The sequence below is a fragment of the Streptomyces sp. NPDC049970 genome, from assembly GCF_040660235.1.
GTDB lineage: Bacteria > Actinomycetota > Actinomycetes > Streptomycetales > Streptomycetaceae > Streptomyces.
In genome coordinates this window covers 103,742-119,209 of sequence record NZ_JBFALP010000016.1, presented here as the reverse complement: position 1 = coordinate 119,209, position 15,468 = coordinate 103,742, and the positions used below count along the sequence as shown (strand labels likewise).

Genomic DNA, 15,468 nt, shown 5'->3' with positions numbered 1-15,468 from the left:
GGCCCGGTGGTGCTCACACTGCCGGCGGCGGCTGCGGTGCCCCCGGCAGGCGGATCACGGCTGTCGTGCCACCGCCCTCCGCCGGGCGCAGGTCGATCTCGCCGCCGGCCTGCTGGACCGTGCGCGCCACGATGGACAGGCCGAGGCCGGAGCCGGGGAGCTGGCGGGCCGACGGTGATCGCCAGAAGCGGTCGAAGACGTGCGGCAGGTCCCCGGCGGGGATGCCGGGGCCGTGGTCCCGCACGGTCAGCTCACCCCGGTGCAGCGCGACCTCGATCGTCCCGCCGGGCGGGCTGAACTTCACCGCGTTGTCCAGGACGTTGACCACCGCGCGCTCCAGCGCCGCAGGTTCGGCGCGGACGTACCAGGGGGCCAGCTCGGCGGTGATGGTCAGCTCGGGGCCGCGCAGCCGGGCGCGCCGCAGTGCTTCGCGGGTGACGTCGTGCAGGGCGACCACCTGGAGGGGGCCGGGCTCGGCGGCGTCGGGGCGGGAGAGTTCCTGGAGGTCGCCGATGAGCGCGGCCAGCTCGGTCATCTGCGCCTTCACCGAGGACATCAGGGCCTTGCGGTCGTCGGGCGGGATCGCGCGGCCCGTCTCGTCACTGCGGGCGAGCAGCTCGATGTTCGTACGGAGCGAGGTGAGCGGGGTGCGCAGCTCGTGTCCGGCGTCGGCGATCAGCTGCGACTGCCGGTCGCGCGAGGTGGCCAGGGCGCCGGTCATGGAGTTGAAGGAGCGAGAGAGCCGGGCGATCTCGTCCTCGCCCTCGGCGGGGATCCGGACGGTGAGGTCCTCGGTGCGGGCGACGTGCTCCACGGCGTGGGCGAGGTCGTCGACCGGGCGCAGTCCGGTACGGGCGATCCACAGGCCGGCGGCGCCCGCGCCGACGACACCGATGCCGGAGACCAGGAGCAGCACCCAGGCGAGGGTGGAGAGCGGGTCGGTGACCTCCTTCTCGGGGCGGGCCACCGAGACGGCGTAGAGCTGGCCGGACGGGCGCAGCTCCAGGCCGTAGGTGTAGACGCGCATCCTCGTGCCGTCCGAGTCGGTCCCCGAGTGCAGTGAGTCCCGCCGTTCGCCCGCCGCCACGGCCAGGTCCTCGTCCGCCGGTGAGATGCGGGTCGTGTTCGGGCTCCCGCAGACCGTTCCGGCCGCGTCGATGATCTGGAGGGTGTAGGAGCCCGGCGGCTTCAGGGGGCCGCGTCCGGCACCCTGGCAGCTGGCCAGCAGTTCGGTGACGAGCGACCTGTCGACGGCCGGCGAGTTGCGGAGTGAGCTGTCCAGCTGGTGCTCCAGCTGCTCCCGCGTCACGAACCAGCAGGCCGCCGCCACTGCCGCCACCGCCACCGCCACCGCCATGGCGACCAGCAGCGCCAGCCGTGAGCGGAGCGGGAGGGCGCGGAGCCGGCGGGGCAGGCCGGTCACCCGTCACCGCCGCCCGAGCGCAGCGCGTACCCGACGCCGCGCACCGTGTGGACCAGGCGTGGCTCGCCGCCCGCTTCCGTCTTGCGGCGCAGGTACATCACGTACACGTCCAGGGAGTTGGAGCTGGGTTCGAAGTCGAAGCCCCAGACGGCCTTGAGGATCTGCTCACGGGTCAGCACCTGCCGCGGGTGGGCGAGGAACATCTCCAGCAGGGTGAACTCGGTGCGGGTGAGCTCGACGCGGCGCGTGCCGCGCGTGACCTCGCGGGTGTTCAGGTCCATACGGAGGTCGGCGAAGGACAGCACGTCGTCGTCGGGCAGGGCGCCCGCCGCGACCGCGTACGAGCTGCGGCGCAGCAGGGCCCGGATGCGGGCGAACAGTTCGTCCAGCTCGAACGGCTTGACGAGGTAGTCGTCGGCGCCCGCGTCGAGGCCCGTGACCCGGTCGCCCACGGTGTCGCGGGCCGTGAGCATCAGGATGGGAGTCGTCGTTCCGGTGGACCTGATGCGGCGGGCGGCGGTGAGGCCGTCCATGCGCGGCATCTGGATGTCCAGGACGATCAGGTCGGGGGCGTACGACTCGGCCTTGGCCAGGGCGTCGTAGCCGTCCACGGCCACTTCCGTGCCGTAGCCCTCGAAGGCGAGGCTGCGCTGCAGGGCCTCGCGCACCGCGGGCTCGTCGTCGACGATCAGGACGCGCTGCGGATCGTCTTCGGCGGGGCTCATCGCTTGTTGGTCCTCTTCCTGGTCGGGCTGGGTGCTGTGTGTGCGGGTGCGGGGTTCTCAGCCTCGCACGGCCGCCGCACGGCGTCGCGCGGCACGGCGTCCGCGGCTGCCGCCGCCGCGGATCCCGGCCGCCCTGGGCGCGGCCGGGTCGCGGTGGCGAGTCCGGCCACCAGGGCGAGCGGCAGCGCGAGGTCGGACGGGCCCGCCACCGCGGGGCCGGTGCCGGGGTTCACGGGTCCTCCTCGTCAGGAGCCGTTGCCGGCGCGCAGGGTGTCCAGGTCGGACTTGACGGTGTCGACCGGGATGGCGAAGCCGAGGCCCACGCTGCCCGCGGCCGAGCTGCCCGTGGAGCTGGCCGAACTGGGCGAGTACATGGCGGAGTTGATGCCGATGATCTCGCCGTTCATGTTGATGAGCGCGCCGCCGGAGTTGCCGGGGTTGAGCGAGGCGTCGGTCTGCAGTGCCTTGTACGTCGTCTTGGACGAGCCGGTGTCGCCGTTGAACTGCCGGCCGCCGAACTCGAAGGGCCAGTTCCCGTCGCCCTGCTGCTGCTGCTGCTGCTGTTGCTGCTGGCCCTGCTCGTCGTCCTTGGCGACGGTGACGTCGCGGTCCAGCGCCGAGACGATGCCGCTGGTGACCGTGCCGGTGAGGCCCTCGGGCGAGCCGATCGCCACGACCTGGTCGCCGACCTTCACCGAGGAGGAGTCGCCGAGCGAGGCCGTCTTGAGTCCGCTCGCCCCCTGGAGCTTGATGAGCGCCAGGTCCTTGTCGGCGTCGGTGCCGACGACGTCGGCCGTGTAGGTCTTGCCGGTGCTGAGCGCGACCTCGATCTTGGAGGCGCCGGAGACGACGTGGTTGTTGGTGACGATCTCGCCGTCCGACGTGATGACGACACCGGAACCGGTGGCCTCGCCCGCCGAGGACGTCGCGCTGATCTCGACGATGGCCGGCGACACGGCCGCCGCCACACCGGAGACGGTGCCCGCGCTGCTCTGCGAGACGGTGGTGCCGTTCACGGCGCCGGCGGAGCCCGTGCTGCCGGAGTCGCCGCCCGCGAGCTCGCCGATGAGCGTGGCTGTCCCGCCGCCGATCGCCGCCGCGGCGATCGCCACGGCGGCCAGCAGTGCGAGGGGCCGCTTGACCCGGCGCTCGGACCTGGGCGCCTCCGCTGCCGGTCCCGCGGGGTCGGGCTGGGGTGCCGGGGGCGGCCAGGCGTGGGCGGCGGGCATCTCGGAGGTCTGCCGCTCGGGTTCGTAGGCCGGAGGCGGCGGGTAGGCCGCCTCGCCGCCGTTGTACGAACCGCTGTTGTTCGAACCGCCGGCGTACGGACCGCTGCCGTACGAACCTTCGCCGTACGAACCTTCGCCGTACGAACCGCTGCCGTACGCGTTGCCGTACGAGGGGGACTTCGGGGACTCGCCGCTCGGGCGGTGGCTGTCGGTCATGTCCACGAGAGTGGGCGGCGAACATGAGAGCAGCCTGAGTACGTCCTGAGAAGCCCGGCAGAACCGTGTATGCCCGATATAAGGGCGCCCGAGGCGCCCGCGCTGTCGGGGTCTCCGCCTTGCGAGGCACCGCATCCGACGCCGCGCGCCGATCCACCGGGGATCAAGGGGACAGCCCTTACCGGGCAGCCGTCACCGGGCGGTGGCGGTCGGTTCCCCGCACCCGCACGAACGGCGCACGACCAGCGCGGACGGGAACTGCTTCAGGCGCTCGCGGCGTGACCCGGAGACCCGCAGTGAGTCGTCGAGTACCAGGTCGACGGCCGCCCTGGCCATCGCCGGACGGTCGGAGAAGACGGTGGTCAGCGGCGGATCGGTCAGTCCCGCCTCCTTCACGTCGTCGAAGCCGGCGACCGCGAGCCCTTCCGGTACGTCGATCCGCAGCTCGCGGGCGGCCCGCAGCACCCCGATCGCCTGGTCGTCGGTCGCGCAGAAGATCGCCGGGGGCCTGTCCGGTCCGGAGAGCAGCTTCAGCGCGACCTGGTAGGCGTCGTAGCGGTTGTACGGGGCGTGGAAGAGGCGGCCCTCGGTCGGCTGCCCCGCCTCCTGCATGGCGCGTCGCCAGCCCTCGATGTGGTCGGCCACCGGGTCGCCGACGACCGGGGTCGACTCGATGCCGCCGAGGCACGCCACGTAGGCGTTGCCGTGTTCCAGGAGGTGGCGGGTGGCGAGCTGGGCGCCGCCGATGTCGTCGGTGACGACCGCGACGTCGTCGATCGCCTCGGGGCGCTCGTGCAGCAGCACGACCCGGGCGTCCCAGGCCTCTATCTCGGCCGCCGCCCGCTCGCTGGGGCCCTGGCTGACCAGGATCAGTCCGGAGACGCGCATGCCGAGGAAGGCCCGCAGATAGTGGACCTCGCGCTCGTCGCGGTAGTCGGAGTTGCCGACCAGCACCATCTTCCCGCGCTCGGCGGCGGCCTGTTCGACCGCGTGCGCCATCTCCGCGAAGAAGGGCTGCCGGGCGTCCGGCACGATCATGCCTATGAGGTCGGTGCGCCGCGACGCCATGGCCTGGGCGACCCGGTCGGGCCGGTAGCCCAGCTCCTTGATCGCGGCGAGCACCCGCTCGCGCGTGGCCGGGGCGACCGGCCTGGGTCCGTTGTTGATGACGTAGCTGACGACCGCTGTCGAGGTCCCCGCCAGTCTCGCCACATCGTCCCGCGTCACCTTGGCCACGCGCGGCAGTCTACGCGGATCGACCTACCGCTTGGCAGGCCGGACCGGGGCTTCTTCCGTGATCTCGGCGTCCCCGGACTGCTCCGGACGGGTGGCCGGCTCCTCCACCTGCCTCGTAGTGGCCCTGGCCTTGGCCTCCTCGGCCGCCCGCTCCACCTTCTCGGGGGTGACGAAGCGGTAGCCGACGTTGCGTACGGTGCCGATCAGCGACTCGTGCTCGGGGCCGAGCTTGGCGCGCAGCCGTCGTACGTGGACGTCGACCGTGCGCGTGCCGCCGAAGTAGTCGTATCCCCAGACCTCCTGGAGCAGCTGGGCCCGGGTGAACACCCGTCCCGGGTGCTGCGCCAGGTACTTGAGGAGTTCGAACTCCTTGAAGGTCAGGTCGAGGACCCGGCCCTTCAGCTTGGCGCTGTACGTCGCCTCGTCGACCGACAGGTCACCGTTGCGGATCTCCATGGGGGAGTCGTCGGAGGTGATCTGCATACGGCCGGTGGCCAGCCGCAACCGGGCCTCGACCTCCGCGGGGCCCGCGGTGTCCAGCAGGACGTCGTCGATGCCCCAGTCGGCGGTGACGGCCGCGAGGCCGCCCTCCGTCACGACGAGGATCAGCGGACAGCCCGGTCCGGTGGACCGGAGGAGCTGGCACAGCGAGCGGACCTGTGGGAGGTCGCGGCGGCCGTCGATGAGAATGACGTCGGCACCGGGGGTGTCGACGAGAGCGGGTCCCTCGGCGGGGGCGACCCGCACGCTGTGCAGCAGGAGGCCGAGGGCGGGAAGCACCTCCGTCGACGGTTGAAGGGCATTCGTCAGTAGCAGCAGTGAACTCATCGCCGCCCACCTGCCTGGGTCGTCGGTCGATCGTGCACGGTTCGCTCGCCCATTACGTCGGTCCTCCTCGTTCCCTGCGAGAGGGGCACTCCCGGGTCGGACCCGGGGGAGTAGTGCGGCACTGCTTCGTACTCCCGTACGGCCATCACCTGCGACGGCTGTCATACGGTTTTTACTGTGCGGTCCCGCGCCCGGGGGCCGCTGAGCTTATGGAAACGCTGCCGTAACAACGCTCGGAAAGCACAAAAGGACCCGGGGGCTGCTTTGCCCGGATCCTCTTCGCAGCAGAATAGCCCACATGAGTTCTGTGTCCGAGGGTCGATTCCTGAGTTCTTCTGTTCCCTCGATCACGCCGACCACCCGGCGCACCACGTTGCGGACCGGTGACGGGGTGCGTATCGAGGCGGTGTACACCCCGTGTACGGCGGGTTCCGAGGAGAGCGGAGGCTTGGCCTCCGCCGAGACCGCCGTCGTCCTCGCGCACGGCTTCACCGGTTCCGCCGACCGGCCGGCCGTGCTGCGTGCCGCCGGGGTGTTCGCCCAGCGTGCGGCCGTGATCACGTTCTCCTTCCGGGGTCACGGAAGGTCCGGTGGGCGGTCCACGGTGGGCGACCGGGAGGTGCTGGACCTGGCCGCTGCGGTCGCCTGGGCGAGGTCGCTCGGACACCGGAGAATCGTTACGGTCGGCTTCTCCATGGGCGGTTCCGTGGTGCTCCGGCACGCCGCTCTGTATACGGCTCCGGAACCCGGTGAATTCGCTACCGAACAGGGGCGCACTCAGGGGGCCGAACGGGTCGGGCGGCGCAGTGAGGCGCACGAGGGGCGCACGGGGGCGCATACGGACGTGGTCGTCGCCGTGAGTGCGCCGGCCCGCTGGTACTACCGGGGCACCGCTCCGATGCGCCGCCTGCACTGGGTCGTCACCCGCCCCACGGGCCGGCTCGTCGGCCGGTACGGCTTCCGCACCCGGATCCAGCGCGAGGACTGGGACCCGGTGCCGCTCTCGCCGGTGGAGGCGGTTGCGCTGATCACCGCGCCCCTGCTCATCGTGCACGGCGACCGGGACGCGTACTTCCCGCTCGACCACCCCCGGATGCTGGCGGGAGCCGCGCGCGGCGGGGCCGAACTGTGGCTGGAGCGCGGGATGGGGCACGCGGAGAACGCGGCGGACGAGAAACTGCTCACCCGCATCGCCGACTGGACGGAGTCGGCGTGATCCATCATGGACAGCCGACGCACGACGAAAGGGGAGCCGCCATGGCAGCGGGAACGATCCGCTACTGGGCCGCGGCCAAGGCCGCCGCGGGGACCGCGGAGGAGCCGTACGCCGCGGACACGCTCGCCGAGGCGCTCGCCGGGGTGCGCGCGAGACACCCCGGCGAACTGACGCGCGTACTGCTCAGATGCTCGTACCTGATCGACGGGAATCCTGTGGGGACCCGCGGGCATGAGACCGTACGCCTTGCCGAGGGCGGCACGGTCGAGGTGCTCCCGCCGTTCGCAGGAGGGTGAACCGCAGACCATGAGCGACAACGATCAGCAGTACCCGTACGACCCGGTGTACGGGCAGCAGCCGCAGGACCCGGCGTACGGAGAGCCGCAGCAGGCGTACGGACAGCCGCAGGACCGGGCGTACGGACAGCCGCAGCAGGCGTACGGGGAGCCGGTGTACGGGCAGCAGCCGCCGCAGGCATACGGGCAGCCCGCCTACGGGCAGCCGGCCGGCTACCCGGAGCAGGGGGGCCCGCAGGTCCAGGGCCACGGTGAGGAAGGTGCGGCCCAGACCTGGCAGGGCCAGACCTGGGACACCCAGTACCAGCCGACGGTCCAGCGGCAGCCGCAGCCGCAGCCGCACCGGTCCGAGCAGCAGGCCGCCCCCGCGCAGGGCGTTGGCCCCGCCGCCTACCCGCTGCCGCCCGAGGCTCCGTCCGTTCCGGCGGCCGTACCGGCCCCCGCGCCCGCCGCCGGTTCCGAGTACGGAGCGCCGACCACCGTGGGGAACACCCGGGTCACCGATGCCCAGCGGGCCCGCGCCGAAGGGCGTTCGCCGATCATCGCGCCCGGCATGCAGCCCGCCGCGATCACGGCCGGCCTCGGTCTGCTCCTCGCGCTCGGCGCTGCCGTCGGCCCGTACGCGCTGCTCGTCCCGCTGGTCCTGCTCCAGGCCGTGACGGCGGCCGGATGGTTCCGGCTCAACGGCATGTGGCCGGCCAGGCAGGGCATCGCGCTCGCGTTCGCGGGCGGCGTCGTCGCCGACGCCGTCCTGCTCGCCGCGGGCCGGAGCAACGCTCCCGCGGCCATCCTCGGGACGCTGGGCGTCTGGGTGCTGCTCACCCTCATGCTCCAGCTGCGCAGCCGTGCCGGGGCCGACGAGCGGATGTACGGCCTCACGGCCACCGTGGCGTCCGCCGCGCTCGCCGTCCTGGCCGCAGGGCATCTGGCGGCTGTTCCGGACGCCGTGACGGTGGGCGGTATCGCGGTCGCCGTGGCCGTGCTCGTCAGGGCCCTTCCGCTGCCCGGCGTGGTCTCGGTCGTGGCCGCGCTGCTCGCCTCGGCGGGGGCCGGACTGGCCGCCGCGGCCCTCACGGACTTCGGGACGCCCGCCGCGCTCCTCGGATTCGCCGCCGGTGGTTGCGCGCTGATCGGCCTGCGGGTCGCGAGCTACGACTACCCGTCCCGCTTCGTGCACATGACGGCGGGAGTGGCGCTGCCGCTCACGGCGGCGGCCCCCGCCGTGTATCTGATCGGCCGTGCGATCGCCTGACGTTCCGGACGTTCCTGACGTTCCCTCACCCCCGCCCGGACCCGGCCGCTCCTGGGGGAACCTGTCGGCCCCCGGATTCGTCGATCAACTGGGCGCACGACGGCAGTAGGCTCACGTGCGTCATACGTCCGGCTGGTCCGAGTGGGGGAACAACAGGCATGCGCGCACTGCGAATACTGCTCGTCATCGCTGTGGTGCTGGGGGGCATCTTCGTCGCAGCGGATCGCGTCGCACTGCACTTCGCGGAGTCCGAGGCGGAGGACCGGGTCGGGTTCGGCGGCGCCGAGGCGGGGGCGACCGACATATCGATCAAGGGCTTCCCCTTCCTGACCCAGGTCGTCGACTCGCAGCTGGACGAGGTCGACGTCAAGGTCAAGGACATCCGGGCCAGTGCGGGCGGGCGGGACATCCGGATCAGTGAGATCCGCGCCCAGCTGCGCCACGTGAGACTGGGTGCCGGCTACACCAGCGCGACCGCGGCCAGCGCCACGGGCACCGCCCTCCTGTCCTACGCGGCCCTCACCGAGGCGGCCGACGACGGGGTCACCGTCTCCTACGGCGGCGACGGCAAGGTCAAGGTCGCCGGCTCGGTCCGGATACCGCTGCTTGACCGCACGGTCACGCGCAGCGTGCTGTCGACCGTCACGCTGGTGGACGGCGACACCGTCCGGGTGCGCGCGGACGAGGTCCCGGGTGAGGGCATCCCCGGCCTGGAGGACCTGGTGAGGAAGAAGACCGACTTCGAGCGCGGCATCGGCGGGCTGCCGGAGGGCCTGGAGCTGGAGAAGATCGTGGTCGCGCCGGGCGGTCTGGAGATCTCGATGAGCGGCGCCGACATCGCACTCGCCGGATGACGGCCCGGCGGCTGACCCGTCTCCGGGCGGGGCGGTCCGGGTAGTCCCCGGCGCGGCGGGGCAGGGGTCTCAGGGAGACCGTCCGGGCTGCTGATCCGGATGCTGAGACGGTCCCGTCCGATCCGCAGATGGCTGTCCGGCCCCGACCGTCGCCATCCCGTGCCGGGCAGGGCCGGGAGGCGGTCGCGTCTCACACGGTGGACGATCGCGTCTCATCATGCGACACGACGGTGACATCTCCGCCCGTACCTCCCTACGATCGGAGGCATGAAGCGACAGGCGGACCTCACGAAGCGGCGGGCAGTAGACCTGTGCCGCGTCGCCGCCATGCTCTGTCGCACCTTCTGAGCGGGACCCTCTCCCGTTTCCCGGGCCCTTCGACGCTGTCAGGGCCGACCCCGTGCCTCCGTACGCGTTCCGCCGCAGGCACCCGCGCGTACACCCCGCACATCGCACCACCCCGCCGCAGACTGCCCCGGAGGAGAAACACATGAGCCGCGCAGACGTTCTGGTCGACGCCGACTGGGTCGAGGCCCACATCGACGACCCGCAGGTCGCCATCGTCGAGGTCGACGAGGACACCTCGGCGTACGAGAAGAACCACATCCGGAACGCGATCCGGATCGACTGGACCCAGGACCTCCAGGACCCGGTCCGCCGCGACTTCATCGACCAGCCCGGCTTCGAGAAGCTCCTGTCGGAGAAGGGCATCGGCAACGACACCACGGTCGTCCTGTACGGCGGCAACAACAACTGGTTCGCCTCCTACGCCTTCTGGTACTTCAAGCTCTACGGCCACCAGGACGTCCGCCTGCTCGACGGCGGCCGCAAGAAGTGGGAGCTCGACTCCCGCGACCTGACCGACGCCGTCCCGGCGCGCCCGGCCGCGCAGTACAAGGCCAAGCCCCAGGACGAGTCGATCCGCGCCTACCGCGACGACGTCGTGAAGGCCATCGGCAGCCAGAACCTCGTCGACGTGCGTTCGCCCGACGAGTTCAGCGGCAAGCTGCTCGCCCCGGCGCACCTCCCGCAGGAGCAGTCGCAGCGTCCCGGCCACGTGCCGAGCGCCCGCAACATCCCGTGGTCGAAGAACGCCAACGACGACGGCACCTTCAAGTCGGACGACGAGCTCAAGGCCCTCTACGAGGACGAGCAGGTCGACCTGGCCAAGGACACCATCGCGTACTGCCGCATCGGTGAGCGCTCCGCGCTCACGTGGTTCGTCCTGCACGAGCTGCTCGGCCAGGAGAACGTCAAGAACTACGACGGTTCGTGGACCGAGTACGGCTCCCTCGTGGGCGTGCCGATCGAGCTCGGCGCCAACAAGTAGTTCCGCAGGACCCGATCAGCAGGACCCCGACCAGAAGGACAGAACACCATGTGTGGAGCACAGGCCGGCGGCCCCGACGCTTCGACGATCAAGCCGGGCGAGACGACCATCCAGGGCAGCGTGACCCGCGACGGCGAGCCGGTCACCGGCTACGTCCGGCTGCTGGACTCGACCGGTGAGTTCACCGCCGAGGTCCCGACCTCGGCGACCGGGCAGTTCCGCTTCTACGCGGCCGAGGGCACCTGGACGCTCCGCGCCCTGGTTCCGGGCGGTACCGCCGACCGCACGGTCGTGGCGCAGACCGGTGGCCTCGCCGAGGTCGCCATCGCCGTGTAGTTCACGCGCGCATACGGCGCGGAGGGCCGCACCCCAGGGGGTTGGACGCCACCTGGCAGGGGTGCGGCCCTCCGCGCCGTCCGTATCCGTTCCGCGCCGGGGGTCCTACGCTGGAGTCATGTACGCGCGGCGCAGGCGCGCCTATTTCCTGATGATGGGCGGATGCCTCTTCCTCTTCGTATCCGCCTGGGCCTTCGTGCGCCTCTGGTCCGTTCCGGCGGCCGTGGCGATGTGCGTGGTCGCCATGGTCATACCGCCCGTCGCGGCGATGGTCGCCAACCGCCGTGGCCCCGAGGACCGTTGGTGGGACGATCCCTCCGGCGACCCGAAGTCGGACGAGTGGTGGGACGAGCTCGACGGCAGGAAGCGCCGACGGTGAGGCCGCCGGGCGGCGGTCAGTAGACCAGGGCCTGGGTGCCGTCCGCCATGGCCTCCTGCACGAAGACCTGCGCTCCCGCGATCCGCACGCCCTCCAGGACGTCCTTCTCCGTGATGTCGCGGCGCGCCGCGCACTGCGTGCAGAGCGTGATCCGGCCGCCCGCCAGGATCGAGTCGACCAGATCGGGCAGCGGCGCGGAGTGCGGCAGCTCGAACTCGGCGGCCCGCCCCGGCAGGGCGAACCAGGCGGACTCGCCGGTCAGCCACAGCGAGACCTCCACGCCGCTCGCGACCGCCACGGCCGCCACGGTGAAGGCCTGTGAGCAGCGCTCGGGGGAATCGGCACCGGCGGTCACCTTGATCACGAGCTTCTTCGACATGTACCGAACTGTAATCCTCAGGTGCGCGACCATCCCCGGGACCTGTGACCTGCGGCGGTCGCGCCGAACCTCCGTGTATGCCGAGTCGTTGGGCTGACCGGGCCCGGGCCGCGCCCCGGAACCGCGTGCCGGGTCCCCACCCATTAGGCTGGGGGCCCGGACGCGTACTGCCGTCGCGTCGTTCGTTTCGAGGAGCTCCCGTGCTTGAGGCTTTCTTCTCCGCCCTGCTGGTCCTGGTCTGCGTCGGCGTGCTCGCCTTCGCGGCGGTGACCGTGAAGAAGCTGTACCAGGGCCAGCGCTGACCCTCGCCGAACTCCTTCCGTACACCCTCACAGATCGTCTGAGCCGCTCATGATCGAGATTCCGTCCGACCTCCACCCGGACCTCGTGCCGCTGGCCTTCCTCCTCGGGAACTGGGCGGGTGCGGGCGTCTCCGACTTCCCAGGCGCCGAGAAGTGCAACTTCGGGCAGGAGGTCACCTTCAGCCACGACGGCCGTGACTTCCTGGAGTACGTCTCCCACTCCTGGGTGCTGGACGCCGACGGCAAGCAGGTCAGGCCGCTGGAGACCGAGTCCGGTTACTGGCGCGTCGACAAGGACCGCAAGGTCGAGATCGTGATGGTCCGTGACCAGGGCATCGTCGAGGTCTGGTACGGCGAGCTGGCCAAGCAGAAGCCGCAGATCGACATCGTCACCGACGCGGTGGCCCGCACGGCGGCCTCCGGCCCCTACAGCGGTGGCAAGCGGCTCTACGGCTATGTGAACAGCGACCTGATGTGGGTCGGCGAGAAGGCCACCCCCGACGTGGAGCTCCGTCCGTACATGTCGGCGCACCTCAAGAAGGTCGTCACCCCGGAGGAGGTCGCCGAGATGGCGAAGAGCCTCGGGGACATGCCGGACGACGGCATCGCCTTCTTCAAGTAGCCGGTCCGGGCCCCGTTCCCCGCGGACACCGGGGCCCGTGCCCGCTCCGCCCTACACTGGGGCTGTGGTGAGCATCGACTGGAAGACCGACCTTCGGCAGCGTGGTTACCGGCTGACGCCTCAGCGGCAGCTCGTCCTGGAGGCAGTCGACAAGCTGGAGCACGCGACGCCCGACGACATCCTCTGCGAGGTGCGCCGGACGGCGTCCGGCGTGAACATCTCGACCGTCTACCGGACCCTGGAGCTCCTGGAGGAGCTCGGGCTGGTCAGTCACGCCCACCTCGGCCACGGCGCTCCGACGTACCACCTGGCCGACCGTCATCACCACATCCACCTGGTGTGCCGGGACTGCGCGGACGTCATCGAGGCCGACGTCGACGTGGTCGCGGACTTCACCGCGAAGCTGCGGGGCGCGTTCGGCTTCGAGACGGACATGAAGCACTTCGCGATCTTCGGGCGCTGCGCCGACTGCACGGCGAAGGCGGCCCAGGACGGTCCCGCCGCCGGGCGTTAGTCCGGGCCGTACGAGTCGTAGGCTGGTCGCATGAAGAGCCCCTTGCTGTCCCTCCCCGGCGCCGTCCCCGCCGAGGGCCGCGACGAAGGTGTCGCCGCGCACTACGGCGACCTGTTCCGTGAGCAACGCGCACTCGCCGACGGTGGCGGCCTGGTCGACCTCTCGCACCGCGGCGTGGTCACCGTCACCGGCGACGACCGGCTGGCCTGGCTGCATCTGCTGCTCACCCAGCACGTCAGCGACCTGGCGCCGAACCGGGCGACCGAGTCGCTGATCCTCTCCGCGAACGGGCACATCGAGCACGCCCTCTATCTCGTCGACGACGGCACGACGATGTGGATGCACGTCGAGCCGGGGACCCAGGGCGACCTGATCGCGTACCTGGAGTCGATGAAGTTCTTCTACCGGGTGGAGGTCGCGGACAGTACCGCCGACTTCGCCGTCGTGCACCTGCCGGCCGGGTCCATCGCCGAGGTCCCGGACGGCGTGGCCGTACGCGAGACCGCGCACGGCCGCGACCTCTTCCTGCCCCGTGCGGACCTCGAGGCGTACGCCGCCGGCCACGGCCCTGCGGTGGGCATCCTGGCGTACGAGGCGCTGCGCGTCGAGACGCACCGCCCGCGTCTCGGCTTCGAGACCGACCACCGGACGATCCCGCACGAGCTGGGCTGGATCGGCTCCGCCGTGCACCTCCAGAAGGGCTGCTACCGGGGCCAGGAGACGGTCGCGCGTGTCCACAACCTGGGGAAGCCGCCGCGCCGCCTGGTCTTCCTGCACCTGGACGGCAGCGAGGTCCACCTGCCGGGCCACGGGACGCCGGTCAGGCTCGCGGCCGACGGCGAGGAGGGCCGGCAGCTCGGTTTCGTCACGACGTCCGCCCGGCACCACGAACTGGGCCCGATCGCCCTGGCGCTGGTGAAGCGGAACGTGGCCGTGGACGCGGAGCTGATCGTGGGTGACACCGCTGCGGCACAGGAGACGATCGTCGAGCCGTAGAAGCACTACGCCGGTCCGTCCATGCGGACCGCCCGTCCGCGGCTAGACCTCGATCAGCACGGTGAACGGGCCGTGGTTCGTGAGTGAGACGCGCATGTCCGCCCCGAACCGGCCCGTCTCCACCCGGGCGCCGAGCGCGCGCAGCCGTGCCACCACCTCGTCGACCAGCGGTTCGGCGACCTCGCCCGGTGCGGCGGCGTTCCACGTGGGCCTGCGGCCCTTCCTGGCGTCCCCGTAGAGAGTGAACTGCGAAATGACCAAAAGCGGTGCATTCACGTCCGAGCAGGACTTCTCACCCTCGAGGATCCGTAGGGTCCACAGCTTGCGGGCGAGCTGTGCCGCCTTCTCCGCCGTGTCCCCGTGAGTGACCCCCACCAGCACACACAGTCCCTCGCCGACGATCTCGCCGACCGTCCCCGGCTCCGGCGCATCGCCCGCGGCGCCCGCCACGGTGACGCTCGCGCCGTCCACTCTCTGTATCACCGCACGCATACGGCCCAACCTATCTTGGGCTGAACGGGTAACAGAGCATCCACATGAACACCGTGCGTAGTGGCACGATGCACGATGTCGGTGTGTCGACGCACCGGTCGAGGGGACGGAACATCATGACTGCACATGGAACCGGGCCATCACCCGGTGCCCTACCAGTGGCGTGCACGGCCGGCAGCATGCGGCCACCGGTCCAGCGGAACGGCGCCTCGCCGGGCCGGCCACCCGTGACGCCGCCCGCCGCCCAGCTGACGGGGGCGGTGTCCGTGCCGGGGCAGACCGGTGTCGGAGCCGGCGAGGCACTCGCCTCCGTCCGCCCGCAGGCCGAGTTCGGGGGGCTCCGGCTGCCCGATCTGCGCGCGAGGCGCCGTGACGCCCAGCGCGACGAGGCGGACCTCAGTTACGTACGCCGTCTGGTCCAGGGCCGGATCGACATCCTGCGGGCCGAACTCGCCTGCCGTGCGGGCCCCGGGTCGCCCGTCGTGGGCCGGCTCTCGGAGATCCTCGCCGACACCCCCTCCACCCACCGGACCTCGGCCAGGCACGTCACCCTGACCACTCCGCGCAGTGACGAGTACCGGCAACTGGCGGAGGACACGCTCGCGGAGGTCGAGCTCTCCGACCTCGACGCCCGTACGGACGAAGAGCTGCTGACCGCGATGGGACGCCTCGTCCGCTACGAGCAGCAGGTCTCCCGCCGGCGTCACCGGCTCCAGCGGACCGTCGACGATTGCAGCGCGGAGATCGCCCGCAGGTACCGTGACGGAGAAGCACAAGTAGAGGACCTGCTCGCCTGAAGCGACCCTTCCGGGGGCGGGTCACGCCCGTCCCCGGAAGGCCACC

General features: G+C 71.5%; 20 protein-coding genes. 12 read left to right on the top strand and 8 right to left on the bottom strand.

Going from position 1 to position 15,468, the window contains the following annotated elements; genetic code table 11:
- Positions 1-13: 13 nt before the first annotated feature.
- From AB0I83_RS24770 to AB0I83_RS24745, 6 genes are all read right to left on the bottom strand, one after another.
- A complete protein-coding gene (locus AB0I83_RS24770) occupies positions 14-1,423 on the bottom strand; it encodes a HAMP domain-containing sensor histidine kinase (RefSeq protein ID WP_363306172.1) in 1,410 nt (469 codons plus the stop codon).
- Positions 1,420-2,148 carry a response regulator transcription factor gene (locus AB0I83_RS24765; RefSeq protein WP_356843311.1) on the bottom strand — a complete coding sequence of 243 codons (729 nt, stop codon included), beginning with the start codon at positions 2,146-2,148 and terminating at the stop codon, positions 1,420-1,422. Before AB0I83_RS24765 ends, AB0I83_RS24770 begins: the two co-directional genes overlap by 4 nt.
- On the bottom strand, positions 2,145-2,381 hold the full coding sequence (locus tag AB0I83_RS24760; RefSeq protein WP_363306171.1) for a hypothetical protein: 237 nt from the start codon (positions 2,379-2,381) through the stop codon (positions 2,145-2,147). The genes AB0I83_RS24765 and AB0I83_RS24760 overlap by 4 nt, the downstream gene beginning before the upstream one ends.
- Positions 2,382-2,393: 12 nt before the next feature.
- Positions 2,394-3,593 (bottom strand): trypsin-like peptidase domain-containing protein, encoded by a 1,200-nt coding sequence (locus AB0I83_RS24755; RefSeq protein ID WP_363306170.1) that lies wholly within the window; start codon positions 3,591-3,593, stop codon positions 2,394-2,396.
- A 192-nt stretch (positions 3,594-3,785) separates the two neighbouring features.
- A complete protein-coding gene (locus AB0I83_RS24750; protein ID WP_363306169.1) occupies positions 3,786-4,829 on the bottom strand; it encodes a LacI family DNA-binding transcriptional regulator in 1,044 nt (347 codons plus the stop codon).
- Between the two features lie 24 nt (positions 4,830-4,853).
- The gene (locus AB0I83_RS24745) at positions 4,854-5,657 is read right to left on the bottom strand and encodes a response regulator transcription factor (RefSeq protein ID WP_363306168.1); all 804 of its coding nucleotides are present in this window, start codon (positions 5,655-5,657) and stop codon (positions 4,854-4,856) included.
- A gap of 298 nt (positions 5,658-5,955) precedes the next feature.
- Between AB0I83_RS24745 and AB0I83_RS24740 the strand changes: the two genes are divergently transcribed.
- The 8 genes from AB0I83_RS24740 to AB0I83_RS24705 all read left to right on the top strand — a co-directional run bounded on the left by AB0I83_RS24740 (position 5,956) and on the right by AB0I83_RS24705 (position 11,320).
- On the top strand, positions 5,956-6,873 hold the full coding sequence (locus AB0I83_RS24740) for an alpha/beta hydrolase (protein WP_363306167.1): 918 nt from the start codon (positions 5,956-5,958) through the stop codon (positions 6,871-6,873).
- A gap of 41 nt (positions 6,874-6,914) precedes the next feature.
- Positions 6,915-7,169 (top strand): MoaD/ThiS family protein, encoded by a 255-nt coding sequence (locus AB0I83_RS24735; RefSeq protein ID WP_356531265.1) that lies wholly within the window; start codon positions 6,915-6,917, stop codon positions 7,167-7,169.
- 10 nt (positions 7,170-7,179) lie between these two features.
- The gene (locus AB0I83_RS24730) at positions 7,180-8,421 is read left to right on the top strand and encodes a hypothetical protein (protein WP_363306166.1); all 1,242 of its coding nucleotides are present in this window, start codon (positions 7,180-7,182) and stop codon (positions 8,419-8,421) included.
- A 158-nt stretch (positions 8,422-8,579) separates the two neighbouring features.
- Positions 8,580-9,275, top strand: coding sequence for a DUF2993 domain-containing protein (locus AB0I83_RS24725; RefSeq protein ID WP_363306165.1), 696 nt, complete (start codon positions 8,580-8,582; stop codon positions 9,273-9,275).
- Positions 9,276-9,542: 267 nt separating this feature from the next.
- Complete coding sequence (locus AB0I83_RS24720) at positions 9,543-9,623, top strand: putative leader peptide (RefSeq protein ID WP_350310325.1); 81 nt, start codon at positions 9,543-9,545, stop codon at positions 9,621-9,623.
- Between the two features lie 142 nt (positions 9,624-9,765).
- A complete protein-coding gene (locus AB0I83_RS24715; RefSeq protein ID WP_356531269.1) occupies positions 9,766-10,605 on the top strand; it encodes a sulfurtransferase in 840 nt (279 codons plus the stop codon).
- Between the two features lie 48 nt (positions 10,606-10,653).
- Positions 10,654-10,941 carry a DUF1416 domain-containing protein gene (locus AB0I83_RS24710; RefSeq protein WP_014154938.1) on the top strand — a complete coding sequence of 96 codons (288 nt, stop codon included), beginning with the start codon at positions 10,654-10,656 and terminating at the stop codon, positions 10,939-10,941.
- Between the two features lie 118 nt (positions 10,942-11,059).
- Entirely contained in the window at positions 11,060-11,320 is a 261-nt protein-coding gene (locus AB0I83_RS24705) for a DUF3099 domain-containing protein (protein ID WP_356531270.1), read from the top strand.
- Between the two features lie 16 nt (positions 11,321-11,336).
- Here the strand turns inward: AB0I83_RS24705 and AB0I83_RS24700 are convergent, their stop codons facing one another.
- Positions 11,337-11,699 (bottom strand): DsrE family protein, encoded by a 363-nt coding sequence (locus AB0I83_RS24700; RefSeq protein WP_356531272.1) that lies wholly within the window; start codon positions 11,697-11,699, stop codon positions 11,337-11,339.
- 351 nt (positions 11,700-12,050) lie between these two features.
- On the opposite strand from AB0I83_RS24700, the gene AB0I83_RS24695 reads away from it, so the two are divergent.
- The 3 genes from AB0I83_RS24695 to AB0I83_RS24685 all read left to right on the top strand — a co-directional run bounded on the left by AB0I83_RS24695 (position 12,051) and on the right by AB0I83_RS24685 (position 14,133).
- Entirely contained in the window at positions 12,051-12,623 is a 573-nt protein-coding gene (locus tag AB0I83_RS24695; RefSeq protein WP_356531273.1) for an FABP family protein, read from the top strand.
- A gap of 64 nt (positions 12,624-12,687) precedes the next feature.
- The gene (locus AB0I83_RS24690; protein WP_363306164.1) at positions 12,688-13,137 is read left to right on the top strand and encodes a Fur family transcriptional regulator; all 450 of its coding nucleotides are present in this window, start codon (positions 12,688-12,690) and stop codon (positions 13,135-13,137) included.
- Positions 13,138-13,167: 30 nt separating this feature from the next.
- A complete protein-coding gene (locus AB0I83_RS24685; protein WP_356531277.1) occupies positions 13,168-14,133 on the top strand; it encodes a folate-binding protein in 966 nt (321 codons plus the stop codon).
- Between the two features lie 42 nt (positions 14,134-14,175).
- On the opposite strand, the gene dtd is transcribed toward AB0I83_RS24685, so the two are convergent.
- Complete coding sequence (gene dtd / locus AB0I83_RS24680) at positions 14,176-14,625, bottom strand: D-aminoacyl-tRNA deacylase (RefSeq protein WP_356843300.1); 450 nt, start codon at positions 14,623-14,625, stop codon at positions 14,176-14,178.
- 116 nt (positions 14,626-14,741) lie between these two features.
- Here dtd and AB0I83_RS24675 point away from each other — a divergent pair, with 116 nt between their 5' ends.
- Entirely contained in the window at positions 14,742-15,422 is a 681-nt protein-coding gene (locus AB0I83_RS24675) for an ABC transporter substrate-binding protein (RefSeq protein ID WP_363306163.1), read from the top strand.
- The last annotated feature ends 46 nt before the right edge of the window (positions 15,423-15,468 follow it).